Here is a 15,169-nt window from a genome sequence, read left to right on the forward strand (position 1 = left end):
AGATTGAACAACCTAAATCGAAAATAAAATGAGGTTACCATCAAGTGAACAACAAAATTATAACTTTGATTAATAATAATGCGATTGTATGGAAAATGCCTATTGCTGCAACTTTATCATGGGAATTAGCGAAATGGGCTGGATCTTCACATCCTTACTTGGCTCCACTTACGGTTATATTGTCCATGCAAATGACAGTCAGCAAATCGATGACATTTGCTTGGCAGCGTGTCCTTGGCACAATTGCCGGTGTCCTTTTTACTGTAATCATTGCACCTTACCTTGGCTTAAGCGGCTGGAGCATCGGACTGCTGCTCTTTATAGGGGCTGTCGCTATTCAATATCTGAAATTGGATCATGCGATTATGGTCCAGGTTGCGCTTAGTATTTTGTTGGTTATGTACTTTCAAAGCAAGATGCCGACCTATCCGTTCGACCGCCTCCGCGATACGGTGATCGGAGCTGTCGTTGCAGTACTGATCCAGACACTGGTATTCCCCCCCGACTCCGTCAATACCGCCAAGACAAAAATGGTTCATTTCGCTGATCATTTTATCAGGCATTTAGTTAACACTGCTCAATGGATAGAACGTGGCTGCTCATCAAGTGAAGCTCAAAGGATGTCCTCACAATTACAGACTTTATTTCAGGAGCTTCATCAAGCAACAACCGAATTGGATAAGGCGAACCAAAGCTTGAATTACAACCCGCTCGCTCAAAAGAAACGCCACGCTCTCAACCAGTTGAATAGGCAAATGGAGCAGCTCAGGTCAGGGTTTGCGAACTTATCTGATATGTTACGAGTATTCACTGCGTGGTCTGAAAGCGGCAATTTCGTTATAGAAGATAGGCGGATTTGGACCGATCACTTGAATAAAATAGCGTTGCTAGTAACGGAGTGGAAAAAGACACTGGAAGCCCCAGCACCACCCCTTAATCCAAATGCCGTTGACCTGCAAATCGATGCGCCTTCTCACTTACAGCACTACCAGTATCCGCTAGCAATATATATGAATGCCGGGCAAATCCTTCAAGATTTCAAAATGCCGGTCTTGGCCAACAAAAATCTGTAATCTTCTTCTGTATCTACATCCATAAATAAGTCCGGGTCATCGAACTCGATGCAAATCCCTGGAATGTCCTGACGAATCAAATATCTTGCTCCTTGATCACCTTGTAATCTTAAGAGATCCGGATACATCCGCTGCCCCAAAATTACCGGGGGCCTTGGTAGACTATCGCAGATCGATGCCACGTAATTAACGCTACGATCGTATGCCGATTCCTTATCATATCGTTGAAGCAGTTCATTGATCATTTCACTAGTGACTAAAGGTTGATCCGCCAAAAAGATCATTACGGCTGCAGTTTCCACAGAAATTGCAGCCTCTATACCGCAACGGAGTGAGTAAGCCTGCCCCATACTGGCTTCAGGACAGTAAAGAACCGACCATTTACTCCTGATCGGTTCCTCATAAAATGAGTCATCGATCCAATCCGCTCCTGTATCACCCGTTATGATCCACACATGATCCAATCGGGAATTTACAGCTGCACGTAGGGCATAATTCCCCAAATTCATATCACCTAGCATAAGCTTGAGTTTATCTACCTCCATCCGTGAACTTTGGCCCGCCGCTAAATAGATCCCATGGACTCTGTTATGTAGCATAGCTGACCGTTGTTCGCCTTCTATTCTTATGATAAGTATCTATTAACTCTGCGAGGATGCTCACTGCGATTTCTACTGGCCCTTCTGCGCCAATCGCGATTCCTACGGGAGATCGTAAATTTTCCGGAGCCGGATTGCCGTTCAGCAATCGTTCCATTCTATGCCTTGGTCCAAGAAAGCCGAGATAGCAAAGCTGCCGCTCTGAGAGCAAACGTAACAGCTGCTGATCTCTCCTGAAATTATGGGTCATCACAACTACGTAATCATTAGATGTTGACTGAATCATATCGACAGTCTCCTCTGGAAATCCGACAAGAAGAGTATCTACATCCGGAAAATAGCTGCGATTACACCATGCAGGTCTCCAATCGGAGACAGTGACGGAGAAACCAGCAGCGGCAGCAAATGCGGCAAGAGGCCTGGCATCGGGCCCCGCTCCAAAGATCGTTAAACGCGGCTTGGGATAATAGGTATGGATAAAATATCCCTCGGACACCGCCAACTCCATCAAATCTTGTGGGAATCCTCCCCTCCATTCTCCGAAAAAGCGCTCCTTACCGGACACAAAAGCATAATCGGATACCGATCGGTCCGGGCTGATTTTTTTGATAATCTTGACCTCTGTATGTTGATCCAGACAATCCTTGAGAGTACGAAGATGTTCCAAAAGCACGCCATTTACTGGTTCCATCGTAACATGAATAACGCCTCCGCAGCCTGTCTCCTCCCCCCAGGACAGGTGTTCCAATGATTGCACGTCGAAAACAAAACCGCAAGAAACACCCGCCGCCAAAATTTCCGGAACGCGAGCCGCTAGATCCGTCTCGAGGCAACCTGCGCTTAGCACCCCTATTTGTGAACCATCCTCAAAAAACAGCATCAACGCTCCTTCTTTGCGATAAGCGCTTCCTTCTACATGAGTTATCGTCGCAAGTACACTTCGTTGTCCGTTATCCTGGATGGCTTCTAGAATACGATGGAGATCTTCCAAGTCTGTACCCTCCTTCATTTCTCATAAAGGTGTTTAATAACTCGCTTCCTATCATGGGACTCCATCAGTGCTATGCGCCAAAAAAACAGACTTCACCGCTTCACGAATTTCTTCATAGGACGTGCACCTGCAAATATTGGATTCCAGCCATATTCGGATCGTCTCATCATCCGCGTCGGGGAGAATATTTAATAAACCGTGACAGTTAACGATAAATCCAGGAGTACAATAGCCGCATTGGAAGGCTTGTTTTTCAGCAAAGGCCTGCAGCATCGGCGAATTAGTTAACCCTTCAATCGTTGTTATCTGTTGTCCATCCGCCTCCACCGCCAACATGATGCATGATTTGATAGGGAGCCCGTTAACTAAAATTGTACAAGTTCCGCAATCCCCGTTATCACAGCCGGATTTGCTCCCCGTTAGCCCTAAACCTTCCCGTAGAGCATCTAAGAGCGTATCCGCTGCCCTGATCCTGACTTTCCTCCATTCGCTGTTAACCTGGAATTGTATAGAATAAGTGGCGGAATCGAAGAATTCCATAGGTGGCATGCCTCACCCTCCTAACTTGCTTAATGCTTCGAGTATCGTCTGCTTAAGCACAAATTTCCGATAACCAACGGAGCCTTCCGTATCATTTAGAACCGGAGCCGGAAGTTTATCGATGGCCTGATCAACTCTTTCCGTCGGGGTTAGCGCCTTGTCATTCAATACTTGCTCGATTTCTAGGGACCGGAAAGGGAATGCACAAACGCCGCTAAACGCTGTACGAATCCGGTTATCTTTCTTAAGCGCAGCCAGAGTTACGAGCGGATAGCCGACATTGCCGATTTGCCGTCTCTTAGAATGAATGAATGGCAACGATAAATATTTACGATCTGTATTAACCTGTACAATAAATTCCCCCACCGCCAATCTCATCTGCTGCAAGAAAACATCATGAATCGGAACCTCCCTGATCCCCTGCGACCCAGCTATAACCATCCGGCTGTCAGCCAATAACAGAGGGAGAACAGCCTCCCTAAAATGGATTCTGCCGCAAATGCTCCCTCCAAGCGTAATTTTGTTCCGGGCCGTTTGGTCTGCGACTCCTGTCGCGGATTCGCTAAGCAACGGAAATGGATTGACCATCGATAAAGCTGATAATGTAATGCAAGATCCTAATACCAGGGTGTTCCCTGCGAAATCCATGACGTTGCACTCCGGAATGAGCTTTATGTCAATGACAGCTCCAGGGTGAATGGCGTTTGTCCGGGCCCAAGTGATAATTTCCGTTCCACCGCCATAGTACATCGGGTTCTTCTTATGTTTACTCAAATACTGAAATGATTCTACAGCTTCAGAAATAGAGGCTGGCCGATAATATTCAAAGTCAATCGGAATCATGGATGGTCCTCCAGATCATTTCCGGCGTCAGAGGCAGATGATTGAGAGCATGACCGATAGCGGCCGACAAGCTGTTCGCTAATGCTGCTGGCATGCCGATCAATCCGTGCTCTCCGATTCCACGCAACCCGTATGGAGCTTCCAGATCAGGTGTCTCGATGATATCAACCAAGTACTCCGGTTGCTCCCCATAACGGATTAATTTGTAGGTTCGAAATTGCGGATTTAATATTTTACCTTCATGATCGAACTGAAAAAACTCTCGGCTTGCAAGACTCAATCCCATACTCATGCCACCTGTAATTTGGCTGCGAGCCATTTGCGGATTAATTACCCTGCCGGCGTCCATTACCGATGCCGCTTGAATGATTTTGTAAGTATAATCGTTCGTATTCAACTCCACTTCGACTGCCTGTGCGCCTACCAACCATTCTGGCCCAGTCTTACCGCGACCTGTGTCATAATCCAGAACGGTTAAATCACGCATTGTATAACTTCCGCGCCCGATTACCTGACTTCCGACCGTATTCCCGTTTGGATATCTGTAACCACTAGCGATACGTTCCACGCCTATTCCGATATCAGGTCGATGGCGGAAATAAACTCTTTCACCCCCTATCTCCAACTCGGCAGGCGGATATCCCAGTACAATTGAAGCTGTGATCTTGAGCTGCTCGATAGCATCATCGGCAGCCCTCAGAACCGCATTGCCAACTAAAAAAGTGCTGCGGCTCGCTACGGTTTTCCAATGCTGTGGATCCTTTTCCGTATTCACATCCGTAGAAATGTGGATTCTACTTACATCCATACGCAACCGCTCGGCCAACAGTTGAGTCAGCACCGTCCTCGTCCCTTGACCGATCTCCACTGCACCGCAGAGCAAATTGACACTGCCATCGGGATTATATATAACAACGGCACCCGCCCCGGCGTCTGTGGGCGTATTCGAATTTTTCCATAAGCAGCAGACTCCCTTTGCTCTGATAAGATGGTCATTAATTTCTATAGAGTATGGGCCATTCCAATTGATTAATGTTTTCAGCCTGGCAATACACATGGGCAAATCGCCTATATTGCTTCGATTTAATAGAGTTTGCGTCGGGGACGTATCCCCAGGCCCAATCGCATTATAGTACCGGAACTCCAAAGGATCCATTTGCGCTTCATTGGCCAATATATCGATAGCTCTCTCGATGGCAAACGTCAATTCCGGATGGCCGAATCCTCGATATGAAGTAGAATAAGGATGATTTGTATACATGCATAATGAATCACATTGAACATGATCGATCCGATAAGGACCGGTGCAATCAGTAGCTCCTGCACGACTCATAACTGCTCCCCGATCAGAATAGGCACCGCCATCGAACAAATGCAAAATTTCCACAGCCGTAATTTTTCCTTCACGGGTACAGCCGATTTTGATGGTAGCGTCTAACCCGATATGAACCGGAGAGGAGATCATATCATGTTCCCTGGAATTCACTAATGTGACTGCCCTCCCACCGACGGCCCTGGAAGCCAGTAAAGCAAGAAATTCCGGTTGAATCGCGGATTTCCCGCCAAAGCTGCCTCCGACAAGAGGGGTATGGACAATAATTTGATGAAGCGGAATTTGAAAAGCGTCACTGATTGCCAAACGGATAACATAGGGGGATTGCGAAGCAGAATGGATGATCACATTGCCGTCGGGCAAAATCTCCGCTTTACTGCACCTTATTTCCATCGCCGCGTGATCAGACTGGGGCAGCGAGACATGGACTTCAATGATATGATCGCTACTCCTCCATCCTTCCTCCATATTCCCTTTACGTATTTTGGTCCGGTTAGCGATGTTTGTTCCTGGTTCTGGATAAACCTGCTCATGCCGCTTGTATTCAGCGAGATGTTCGTGAATGATCGGGGCATTTGTTTGATAGGCCTCTATAGGAGAATGTACAACGGGTAAGCGTTCATACTCCACCTTAATCCGGAGAGCTGCCATCTCTGCTATATATTCCTGATCCGCAACAACAAGGGCGACGGGTTCACCATAATATCTCACCCTATCAATGGCAATCGGAGGCCGATCAGCTAGCGGAGACCCAGTTAACACTGGAAAATCCTGTCCGGTAATCACTGCTTTTACCCCAGGTATGTGCCAGATCTCTGACGAATCAATCGAAATGATCCTGGCATGAGCATGCGGACTTACGGCTAGTCTGGCATACAACATCCCCTGGCTGGAGGAATCATTGACATATTTGGTTACTCCTTTAACCTTCTCCCAAGTCTCATTCCTTGGCACGCTTTTTCCTACCGCTACACCGCTCATGGCTCCTCCTTTTTGCTGGAACAGTTCTTCGGCATTTTATACCTCTATATATATCCGGTACTTTTTGTCCTTTATTATCAAAAATATATTGCTATAAGAAACAGGAAAGGCCCGAGTCTGACGACTCGGGCCTTATTTGTGCTCTAAGCGAAAATTCCATCTATAAATTAATTTGCTCAGCGTGTTTAATTTACCTTAGTAAATGCCCATTTCTGCGCATCTGTTCCATTATCGGTCCATTGTTGAACGGCAGCTCCATCAGCAGTTGAGGACCCCGATACATCCATAACAAGCCCGCTAGCCTTGGACACTAGCTTGTAATAGCCTCCGCCGACATCAACCAGCTTCCACCGCTGCGCACTCGTGCCGTTATCCGTCCATTGCTGCAGCTGAACGCCGCTTGAGGTGCTTGAATTGGGTACATCCAGTACCTTGCCGCTATGGACTGCCGTGAGTTTATAATAACCATCCCCTGTGCTCTCCACCTTGAAACGTTGGTTGCTGGCGCTATAATTCGTCCATTGCTGCATTTTGGCGCCGTCAGCCAGGGAGACATCAGTTACGTCGAGTACCTTGCCGCTCGCCTTGGAGGCCAGTGTATAGATGCCGCCGCTGATGATATTCGAGGGATTTGACTGTTGATATACTCTCACGTAGTCAACGAGCATCTGTGACGGGAAAGGCGTCGAGCTATTCGGACTGCCAGGCCAGTTGCCGCCGACTGCCATATTCAACAGAATGAAGAAAGGTTTCTGAAATTCCTCTGTATTCCCCGTTCCGTTCTGAATATAAATCTCGTTATACTTGTTGCCATCTACAAACCAGCGGATGTAATTGGCATCCCATTCTATGCTATACGTATGAAATTGCGAGAAATCCAGATTGCCTGATATATTTCCGTAACTTGCATAGCCGTTCGCATCCCAATGTACAGTTCCGTTCACATAAGGATTGTTGTTAACCCGCTCCATAATGTCGATCTCACCGCAAGCCGGCCAGCCGACCGAAGTAATGTTCGAGCCAAGCATCCAGAAGGCGGGCCATAACCCTTGACCAGAAGGAAGCTTGATTCGCGCCTCCACCTTGCCATACGTAAAATTCTGCAAGCCTTGCGTTTTGATTCTTGCAGAGGTATAGTTCATCCCTCCATATGATTCCTTCTGCGCAGTAATAACTAGATTACCACCCGTTACCTGCAAATTTTGCGGCCGGCTTGTGTAATACTGCAGTTCATTATTGCCCCAACCGCCACTGCCGGTACCAATTTCAGCCGTCCAGTTGGCAGAATTCAAGGATGAGCCGTTAAATTCATCGCTCCAAACCAGGTTCCAATCAGCTGCACTTGTCTTCATCGTAGGCACAAAAGCAATCAGGAGAGTAAACACCAGAAATAAACACAGTTTTTTCCCATGTCTTAACATTCACAATCGCTCCTTTGTTTGGAAGATTGCCTTGCTCTTCTACACACGCCCGCGCAGCGTGCTTTGGACCTAAACCGGTTTCGGATTGTGCCAAATGATAGCGCTATCTTTTCTGTCATTTCCATTATAAGGGTATGCTCGATGTTATTTCAACTTATTTTTTATATTTTTGGTAAAATAGAGAAATCTATTTACTATAGAGAATTTCTGCCAGAAGGATGTGGACGAACTGAACGGATATTTACAATTCAATTTTTGGGAAATGATTTTAAGGACGACCATCACTTTCTTAGTCCTTCTCACTCTTGCCAGGCTCCTCGGCGAAAAGCAGATCGGACATCTTACCTTTTTCGATTATGTTACTGGCATTACGATCGGCTCCATAGCAGCGGAAATTGTCGTTAGAAGAGATACTCCTTTTTTTAACGGCATAATAAGCTTAATATGGTGGGCAATCCTGGCGATTCTGATAAGCTATCTAAGCTTAAAATCAAGTAAAGCCCGAATTATGATGGATGGACAACCTAAGATTATTATTAAACAAGGGAAAATTATGAGGGAAACATTAAAATCGACCCGCTTAAACCTGGATGATTTATGTATGATGCTGCGGGAGAAGGATGTATTCAGTATACAGGACGTTCACTATGCAATCCTCGAACCCGATGGGAAAATAAGCGTGCTTAGAAAGGAATTCAAACAACCTGTAACCAAGGGGGACTTAAATATTCCTACTCCAAACTTCACTTATTTACCTGCCGAGATCATTTCAGATGGGAAAATAATCAAAAAGAACTTAAAAGAATTAAACCTCGATGAAAATTGGCTGCAGCAAGAGTTAAATAAAAAAGGGATCCATTCTGCAGAAGAAGTGTTCTATGCTGAGGTGCAGAGTGATGGATCCCTATTCTTTGATAGATATTAAGTAACCTCTTTACTTTCGCCATTTCCAGTGTATAATGCTGGTATCAAGTTCAATATTACATTTTAGGGACGTCGTTTACGATAAATTCGTAGGCAACGTCCCTTTATTTTGTGTATGGAGGTGTAACAATGATGGGCCATCCCAAGCTTATGCCTAATGATCGAGCTATTATTATCAACGCGGATGACTTTGGAATAACACATAGTACAAATCAAGCCATAGCAGAATTGTTCAAGAACGATTCGATTACCTCCTCTTCACTCATGGTACCGTGCACCGCAGCAATAGAGGTACCTAAATTATGTTCCATGAATCATAAGATCAAAGTGGGAATACATCTGACACTAACAAGTACAGAGAACTATTCATTGAAACCTGTATTTCAGGAGTATGATCTGGGTAGTCTGGTTACTGATGAAGGCTTCTTTCCTAAAGACTTTACATTTGTTGAGATGAATGCAGATCCCTCTGAGGTAAAAGCGGAATTGGAAGCGCAAATATTATGGGCGCTCTCGCATGGAATCGATGTTACACATTTGGATAGCCACGCTGGATCAGTGATGGGTCTAGCGACTGGCCGTGATTTTCTTGAGATCGTATTCGATCTATGCGAGAAGTATGAATTACCCTTTAATTTACCTTTACGGATTATAGATCAGCCTTTCTTCAGTAGAAGTCAAAAAAATCTTTTTGAGCAAAGGATTCTTTCTGCTAAGCGTCGTGGAATCGAATTAATTGATGATCTGATATCGCTCCCCTATCATCTTGAACCCGGAGAGAATTACGATCAGATGAGAGATAGGTTGATTCAACAGATTGAATGCTGCAAACCAGGTATTACACAAATTGTGGCCCACCCAGCTAAGGTGACGAGAGAGCTTCAATCTCTAACCCCGCACTTCGAAAAAAGAGGCCTTGAATTTCTACTATTCAATGATCCGTTAATCAAGCACACGCTTCAAAATAATCACATAAAACTAATATCATGGGAATATTTACGCTCCCTGCAACAATCCAAGAAGTCGCCGTATTGACTTATTGGCAAATATACGTTAATTTTCTGACTAAGCAGCACTGAATAGATCGCAACTGGAAAGGAACTCGCACATGATAATACCTGATTATTCCGTAAAGTTTGAAGCTTTGCCTTGTTATAATCCTGAGCTAAAAAATGTTGTCGTTCTAGCCACCGGCGGGACCATTGCCGGCAGCGGAGAAGCGCATAAAACATTGAACTACGAGCCAGGTTCACTGCCTATAGAACATCTTCTGGATAGTGTGCCGCATTTGAATGAGATCGCGAATTGCAGCGGCTTACAGATTAGCAATCTGTGCAGCGCTGACATTACTGGCTCGCACTGGTTGATCTTGGCCACCATCATCAATGATCTGGCCCAAAGAGAAGATGTTCACGGCTTTGTCATCACTCACGGGACGGATACGCTTGATGAGACTTCATACTTCCTGAATCTTGTCGTCAAGACTGACAAACCCGTCATTATTACCGGTTCCATGCGCCCGGCTACCGCGATTAGCGCGGACGGCCCGCTGAACCTGTTCCAGTCCGTTGCACTGGCTGCGAATCCAGAAGCGATCGGCCAAGGCGTAATGGTGGTATTTGCTGAAGGGATCTACAGTGGCAGAGATGTTCAAAAGGTGAACACCTTCAAGGCCAATGCCTTTGACGAACGGGACTTCGGCTGCCTTGGTTATATGCGGGACCATCAAGCCTTCTTCTATACCCGCTCGCTGAAGAAGCACACAACGGATGCTCAATTTGATATTTCGCAAATATCTGAACTTCCAACGGTCTCCGTCGCTTATTTCCACGTTGATGCAGACCCTGGGATTTTAGATTATTTGGCTACAATCTCCAAGGGGATCATCATCGCTGGCGCTGGCGGAGGCATTTACAGCAAACCGTGGATCGACCGGGTTCGGGCACTCAAGAACAACAATATCCCAGTAGTACGCTGCTCGCGCATTTCCAGCGGCATTACTCTCAAGGATGCATATATTGACTTGTCGGCCAATTCCATTCCATGCAATAGTCTCGTTCCACAGAAGGCCCGGATTCTCCTCTCTCTTGCGTTGACTCAGACGACAGAGTATCACGAAATTGCAGCCATGTTTAATGAATATTAATTTGGATATGATTCACAAAGACAGCCCTGATTCGTTGGGCTGTCTTTATTCATTTACATAAACTGTTAATTGCGAAAACACTCTCTTAACGTAAGTCTCCTACTATTAACTTGTAGAACATAACTAAGGAGGGAAATTATGAAGCCACATAAGACCAAATTGAAACAAACCATTGTTGCGGCTGCCGCTGCAGCTATTCTCGTCTCCAGTGCGATCTCCTCGCAAATAGTAAGTCGTGCAGATGCCGCATCCCCGCTTACAAAGAATGTAATTCTATTCGTTGGAGATGGAATGGGCACGGCCCAGCGCAATGCTATCCGACTAGCAACCGTTGGCCTTGAGGGTAAGCTGGCAATGGATGATATGCCTTATACTGGTCTAGTTCATACAAGCTCCACCGTTCCGGTAACAGATTCTGCCGCAGCCGCAACCGCCTATGCTAGCGGCGTTAAGACATACAATGGCGCGATCGGCATGAATGCGGACAAGAAGAAAGTTAAGACGATTATGGAATATGCCAAGGAAGCCGGGAAATCGACTGGCGTCGTGACGACCAGTCAAGTGACGGACGCAACAGGCGCTGCCTTTGGCGCACATGTGGAGGACCGATCCAAGCAGAGCGATATCGCTCTGCAGTTCATAACCGAGAGCAAGATCGACGTAATTCTTGGTGGCGGCGAAGACTTCTGGTACCCTGCCGGAGAACCGGGTAAGTTCAAGGATGAGCCAGCTGAAGATCCTTCTGAGAAGAGCAAAGGAACTCAAGGCAACCTTGTTAATAAAGCTAAGCAATTAGGTTATACTTATGTATCTAGCAAAGAGGAACTGCAAAAAGCGAAGAGCGGTAAGCTGCTCGGCTTGTTCGCCAATGAGGAAATGTTCCAGCAAAATCCAGAAGGCGAAGGCGATATTTACAATCCGGTCGTCTCCCTGCCTGATATGACGAAGAAAGCGCTAGATACCCTCTCCACCAACAAGAAGGGGTTCTTCCTGATGGTCGAAGAGGAAGGCACGGATGAATTTGCCCACGCTAACAATGCAAAAATGACGATCAAATCTGGCCAAGAGCTCGATAAAGCCGTTAAGGTCGCTAAAGATTTCGCTAAGAAAAATCCTGATACGCTCGTATTAGTACTGGCCGACCATGAGACTGGCGGCTTCTCGATCGAACCTGTGGACAGTGAAGACGAATCCGGAGATGGCATTTCTCAAGAGGACGGACCTTTCGCTATCGCTAAATCGAAGCATAACTTCGTTGTAGACTGGACGACATCCGGACATACTGCTGTAGATATCCCATTGACGGCAACAGGTAAAAATGCCGAACTATTCTCTGGAATCTACGAGAATACAGAAGTATTCACCAAGCTGATGCAGGCTCTCGGACTAAAAGTGAAGAAATAACTTTTATTAGACTTACGACAAACAGCCCTTTCGTCACTTGAATGACGCTAAGGGCTGTTTTTTATGCTTATTTAGGCCATAATGTGATATGTACATATATTTTAATCAAAGGATGAAAGCGCCATGAATCTTGCATCACTGCCAGCCTCCCTTGCAGAGCTGAAGCTAAGAAGCTGTCTAATTAGTAAGCAGGGGCAGCTTATATTCGAATATTACAAAGACACGAACATCCCAGGCCAAATCGCCAAGATCAATTCCTGCACCAAGAGCATTGTATCCGCTCTAATGTGCATCGCCATGGATCAGGGGGCTGTTCCTCCTCCAGAAACTGCGATCTCGAAATACTTTCCCGAGCTTGTCGTCAAGGCGAAGTTTGACGGCATCCAGACGGACAAGCAATCCGCCGCCGGCAAAATTTCAGATGCTCGTAAGCTCGATATCACGATTGATCATCTATTAACGATGTCTGCTGGATTTGATTGGACAGAGTTTGGCGGGCAAAATTCTTTTCCGAAAATGACCAGGACGCCGGATTGGATCGATTTCGTGCTGAATCAACCTCTCTCTGATCTGCCCGGGGCAAGAATGGAGTATAATTCCGGAGTCTCACAGCTATTGTCCGCTATTCTAGTACAAGCGACCGGCTTGTCCGTTGCCGAATTTGCTGAGAAGCATCTATTCGGTCCGCTCGGGATTGAGTCCTATAAATGGGAGACCGACCCTCAAGGCTTCCACACCGGCGGCTTCGGATTATGGCTTCGACCTGCTGATATGTTAAAGTTCGGACAACTCTATTTGCAGCAGGGAATCTGGGAGAATCAGCAGATCATCTCGTCGGAGCTCATCGCCCGATCCGTCAAGCCTGCTCTTCCTGCCGAGGCGCCGCGTCGTGGGTTTTATGGCTGGCACTGGTGGGCGGATTCATTGTCTTCGATTGATTACTACTATGCACGTGGCTTCGGGGGGCAATTCATCCATATCATCCCCAGCCTTGAAACCGTGGTTGTACAGACGCATGACAATCGCAAGAAGAAGGAACAGCTGGATATTTTTCGTGAATATATCTTACCGTTGTTCATCGAATAACGCTTCCCTACTGATCACCCTAGTGCCCCTGACTATGCGTAGTTCGATCAGCAGAACTGCTTTTGAGAAAGGCTATCCAGGCTTTCCGGTTCGTATAAAGTAAAATAGCAAAGTTAATCACCCAGATATATAACAAAGGCATTGTAAAATGGATTAGCCCAATATAGATCGGTAATATAAGAAATCCAGCAACCACCTGGAAACCATCTGCGTTCCTTGGATCTGTCCTGCGGCTTGGTAGCCATCTAAAGCAGAGCTTCATTAAAGCCAATACGAGTGCATATGCCAGAGCTCCCTCAAACCAGGTCAGTGCACTCCACACCCCAAAGGTCACGGCTATCGCTTTGCCACCCTTGAATTTTAGAAATGGCGAGAACACATGCCCCATAATAAAAGCAGGAGCGACATAGACCGGTTCATAGCCTTGAATTAACCCGAACTGCAGCATCAAGAGTAACGGAACATACCCTTTGGCAAAATCGAGCACAACGCCCAGCAGCCCGAGCCTATATCCCGCCGCTTGCCATAAATTGAAGGCGCCCGGATTACCGTCCCCTTCTCTTCGTATATCTTTGCTGGCTCCCCTACCTAGCCAATAAGAGAACATCAGCGAGCCAGACAGAAAGGCCGTAACGGTCAACAAGATGATCATTGCTAGGACCTGCCCCTCACCTGGATTGCCCTGCCTTTCCACGACACAGCCCCAATAAATACAACCTGATAGGCGGAATACAGCAGCACAACAAGAAAGAACAATGTTGATAAAATATGAATTAACGGCATAAGCTTGCCGAACTTCCCTACGTACTGAATCAAGCAAAAAATTTGCAGCGTATATATTACATAGCCGGCCAGGGCAGCCAAAAGCCACGAATCGTTACCCCAGAGAAACAGGAAGCTCTCTGATACGATGAGCCCGATGAGCCATAACGCAACCAATACGGTTGTCGGTGCAGCCAAATTGGCGGTGCTGAGAACAGCCCCTTTTCCAAAACCCTGTAACTCACTTTTGATCCCGCCCGGATACATTCTGAAGGAGACAAGATCATGCCCCAGGAAATTGGTCACCGGAATTCCCGCCGCCCGATACCTTGCCCCTAAATTCAAATCGTCCAAAATCTCCGACTTGATCCCATCATGCCCCTGAACCGCTTCATAATCCGCTCTGCTCGTAATGATACAGGAACCGTATAGCCCTGTTTGTTTGCTTTTGCGTTCAAAAGGAGACGTGAAGGCGAACACGCCGAGAACATTCGTGATCATTGCTAGTCGCTCGTAGCATTTCTCCGTATAATGATACGGAACGACGGAGATAACTCCGCCGGATTTGCGGCGTATTCCAAGCAACTTCTCAAGCGCCTGGGGAGCCAGCCGAATATCCGCATCCAGGAAAACGATCAATTCACCGGAACTGTGCAGGAAGCCGTTCCATACGGCCCAGGTCTTCCCCGTCCACCCCACAGGCAGCTCCGGATTATCGACCACCTTCACGCCGAAACTAACTGCAATTTCTCGAGTTCGGTCCTCCGAACCATCATCCACAACAATAATCTCATCCGGTTGATAGCTCTGTTGCAGTAGGGAGCTGAGAATATGCGGCAAGTTCGCTTCCTCATTTCTGGCCGGGATAATGACGGAAATCCGTTCATCTCGTATATAGGTTTCTGTACTTTCCGGCACTGTGTTTTTTCGAAACAGCACAAACCCTGAAATACACCCCAAGACGACAACAACACAAACGGCTATCACCAAATCGATCCCCCCAATCAGAAAGGAACTACTGCTTGAACAAGATTAGTTATGTATACGCGACATGACAGTTATCGAT

At 46.5% G+C, this 15,169-nt stretch carries 14 protein-coding genes; 6 read left to right on the forward strand and 8 right to left on the reverse strand.

What is annotated here, in order from left to right:
* The first annotated feature begins 44 nt into the window (after positions 1 to 44).
* On the forward strand, positions 45 to 1,073 hold the full coding sequence (locus ABD014_RS12925; RefSeq protein WP_343861620.1) for an aromatic acid exporter family protein: 1,029 nt from the start codon (positions 45 to 47) through the stop codon (positions 1,071 to 1,073).
* On the opposite strand, the gene ABD014_RS12930 is transcribed toward ABD014_RS12925, so the two are convergent.
* The 6 genes from ABD014_RS12930 to ABD014_RS12955 form a co-directional block, all read right to left on the reverse strand.
* Complete coding sequence (locus ABD014_RS12930) at positions 1,031 to 1,672, reverse strand: nucleotidyltransferase family protein (protein WP_343861622.1); 642 nt, start codon at positions 1,670 to 1,672, stop codon at positions 1,031 to 1,033. The two genes, ABD014_RS12925 and ABD014_RS12930, sit on opposite strands and share 43 nt — an antisense overlap.
* The gene (locus ABD014_RS12935; protein ID WP_343861624.1) at positions 1,662 to 2,663 is read right to left on the reverse strand and encodes an XdhC family protein; all 1,002 of its coding nucleotides are present in this window, start codon (positions 2,661 to 2,663) and stop codon (positions 1,662 to 1,664) included. Before ABD014_RS12935 ends, ABD014_RS12930 begins: the two co-directional genes overlap by 11 nt.
* A gap of 51 nt (positions 2,664 to 2,714) precedes the next feature.
* Entirely contained in the window at positions 2,715 to 3,203 is a 489-nt protein-coding gene (locus ABD014_RS12940; protein WP_343862114.1) for a (2Fe-2S)-binding protein, read from the reverse strand.
* A 12-nt stretch (positions 3,204 to 3,215) separates the two neighbouring features.
* On the reverse strand, positions 3,216 to 4,046 hold the full coding sequence (locus ABD014_RS12945; protein ID WP_343861626.1) for an FAD binding domain-containing protein: 831 nt from the start codon (positions 4,044 to 4,046) through the stop codon (positions 3,216 to 3,218).
* Positions 4,033 to 6,360 (reverse strand): xanthine dehydrogenase family protein molybdopterin-binding subunit, encoded by a 2,328-nt coding sequence (locus tag ABD014_RS12950; RefSeq protein WP_343861628.1) that lies wholly within the window; start codon positions 6,358 to 6,360, stop codon positions 4,033 to 4,035. Before ABD014_RS12950 ends, ABD014_RS12945 begins: the two co-directional genes overlap by 14 nt.
* 185 nt (positions 6,361 to 6,545) lie before the next feature.
* Positions 6,546 to 7,781, reverse strand: a complete 1,236-nt coding sequence (locus ABD014_RS12955) for an RICIN domain-containing protein (protein WP_343861630.1) — start codon at positions 7,779 to 7,781, stop codon at positions 6,546 to 6,548.
* Between the two features lie 229 nt (positions 7,782 to 8,010).
* Here ABD014_RS12955 and ABD014_RS12960 point away from each other — a divergent pair, with 229 nt between their 5' ends.
* The 5 genes from ABD014_RS12960 to ABD014_RS12980 all read left to right on the forward strand — a co-directional run bounded on the left by ABD014_RS12960 (position 8,011) and on the right by ABD014_RS12980 (position 13,341).
* On the forward strand, positions 8,011 to 8,706 hold the full coding sequence (locus ABD014_RS12960) for a YetF domain-containing protein (RefSeq protein WP_425542089.1): 696 nt from the start codon (positions 8,011 to 8,013) through the stop codon (positions 8,704 to 8,706).
* Between the two features lie 128 nt (positions 8,707 to 8,834).
* Positions 8,835 to 9,740: a polysaccharide deacetylase family protein gene (locus ABD014_RS12965; protein ID WP_343861634.1), complete on the forward strand. Its 906-nt coding sequence runs from the start codon at positions 8,835 to 8,837 to the stop codon at positions 9,738 to 9,740.
* Between the two features lie 73 nt (positions 9,741 to 9,813).
* Complete coding sequence (locus ABD014_RS12970; RefSeq protein ID WP_343861636.1) at positions 9,814 to 10,851, forward strand: asparaginase; 1,038 nt, start codon at positions 9,814 to 9,816, stop codon at positions 10,849 to 10,851.
* A gap of 138 nt (positions 10,852 to 10,989) precedes the next feature.
* A complete protein-coding gene (locus ABD014_RS12975; RefSeq protein ID WP_343861638.1) occupies positions 10,990 to 12,255 on the forward strand; it encodes an alkaline phosphatase in 1,266 nt (421 codons plus the stop codon).
* A 123-nt stretch (positions 12,256 to 12,378) separates the two neighbouring features.
* Positions 12,379 to 13,341 (forward strand): serine hydrolase domain-containing protein, encoded by a 963-nt coding sequence (locus ABD014_RS12980; protein ID WP_343861640.1) that lies wholly within the window; start codon positions 12,379 to 12,381, stop codon positions 13,339 to 13,341.
* 19 nt (positions 13,342 to 13,360) lie between these two features.
* Here ABD014_RS12980 and ABD014_RS12985 read toward each other — a convergent pair whose 3' ends face one another.
* Positions 13,361 to 13,993: a glycerol-3-phosphate acyltransferase gene (locus ABD014_RS12985; RefSeq protein WP_343861642.1), complete on the reverse strand. Its 633-nt coding sequence runs from the start codon at positions 13,991 to 13,993 to the stop codon at positions 13,361 to 13,363.
* Between the two features lie 2 nt (positions 13,994 to 13,995).
* Positions 13,996 to 15,093: a glycosyltransferase family 2 protein gene (locus ABD014_RS12990; RefSeq protein ID WP_379340291.1), complete on the reverse strand. Its 1,098-nt coding sequence runs from the start codon at positions 15,091 to 15,093 to the stop codon at positions 13,996 to 13,998.
* Between the last annotated feature and the right edge of the window lie 76 nt (positions 15,094 to 15,169).

Origin of the sequence: Paenibacillus motobuensis (assembly GCF_039521865.1) — a bacterium.
Lineage (GTDB): Bacteria > Bacillota > Bacilli > Paenibacillales > Paenibacillaceae > Fontibacillus > Fontibacillus motobuensis.

Excerpts from the sequence above, each read along its gene's own strand:
- ABD014_RS12930 (WP_343861622.1), bottom strand. The coding sequence starts at position 1,672 with ATGCTACATAACAGAGTCCATGGGATCTATTTAGCGGCGGGCCAAAGT.
- ABD014_RS12940 (WP_343862114.1), bottom strand. The coding sequence starts at position 3,203 with ATGGAATTCTTCGATTCCGCCACTTATTCTATACAATTCCAGGTTAAC.
- ABD014_RS12945 (WP_343861626.1), bottom strand. The coding sequence starts at position 4,046 with ATGATTCCGATTGACTTTGAATATTATCGGCCAGCCTCTATTTCTGAA.
- ABD014_RS12950 (WP_343861628.1), bottom strand. The coding sequence starts at position 6,360 with ATGAGCGGTGTAGCGGTAGGAAAAAGCGTGCCAAGGAATGAGACTTGG.
- ABD014_RS12955 (WP_343861630.1), bottom strand. The coding sequence starts at position 7,781 with ATGTTAAGACATGGGAAAAAACTGTGTTTATTTCTGGTGTTTACTCTC.
- ABD014_RS12965 (WP_343861634.1), top strand. The coding sequence starts at position 8,835 with ATGATGGGCCATCCCAAGCTTATGCCTAATGATCGAGCTATTATTATC.
- ABD014_RS12970 (WP_343861636.1), top strand. The coding sequence starts at position 9,814 with ATGATAATACCTGATTATTCCGTAAAGTTTGAAGCTTTGCCTTGTTAT.
- ABD014_RS12975 (WP_343861638.1), top strand. The coding sequence starts at position 10,990 with ATGAAGCCACATAAGACCAAATTGAAACAAACCATTGTTGCGGCTGCC.
- ABD014_RS12980 (WP_343861640.1), top strand. The coding sequence starts at position 12,379 with ATGAATCTTGCATCACTGCCAGCCTCCCTTGCAGAGCTGAAGCTAAGA.
- ABD014_RS12985 (WP_343861642.1), bottom strand. The coding sequence starts at position 13,993 with ATGATCATCTTGTTGACCGTTACGGCCTTTCTGTCTGGCTCGCTGATG.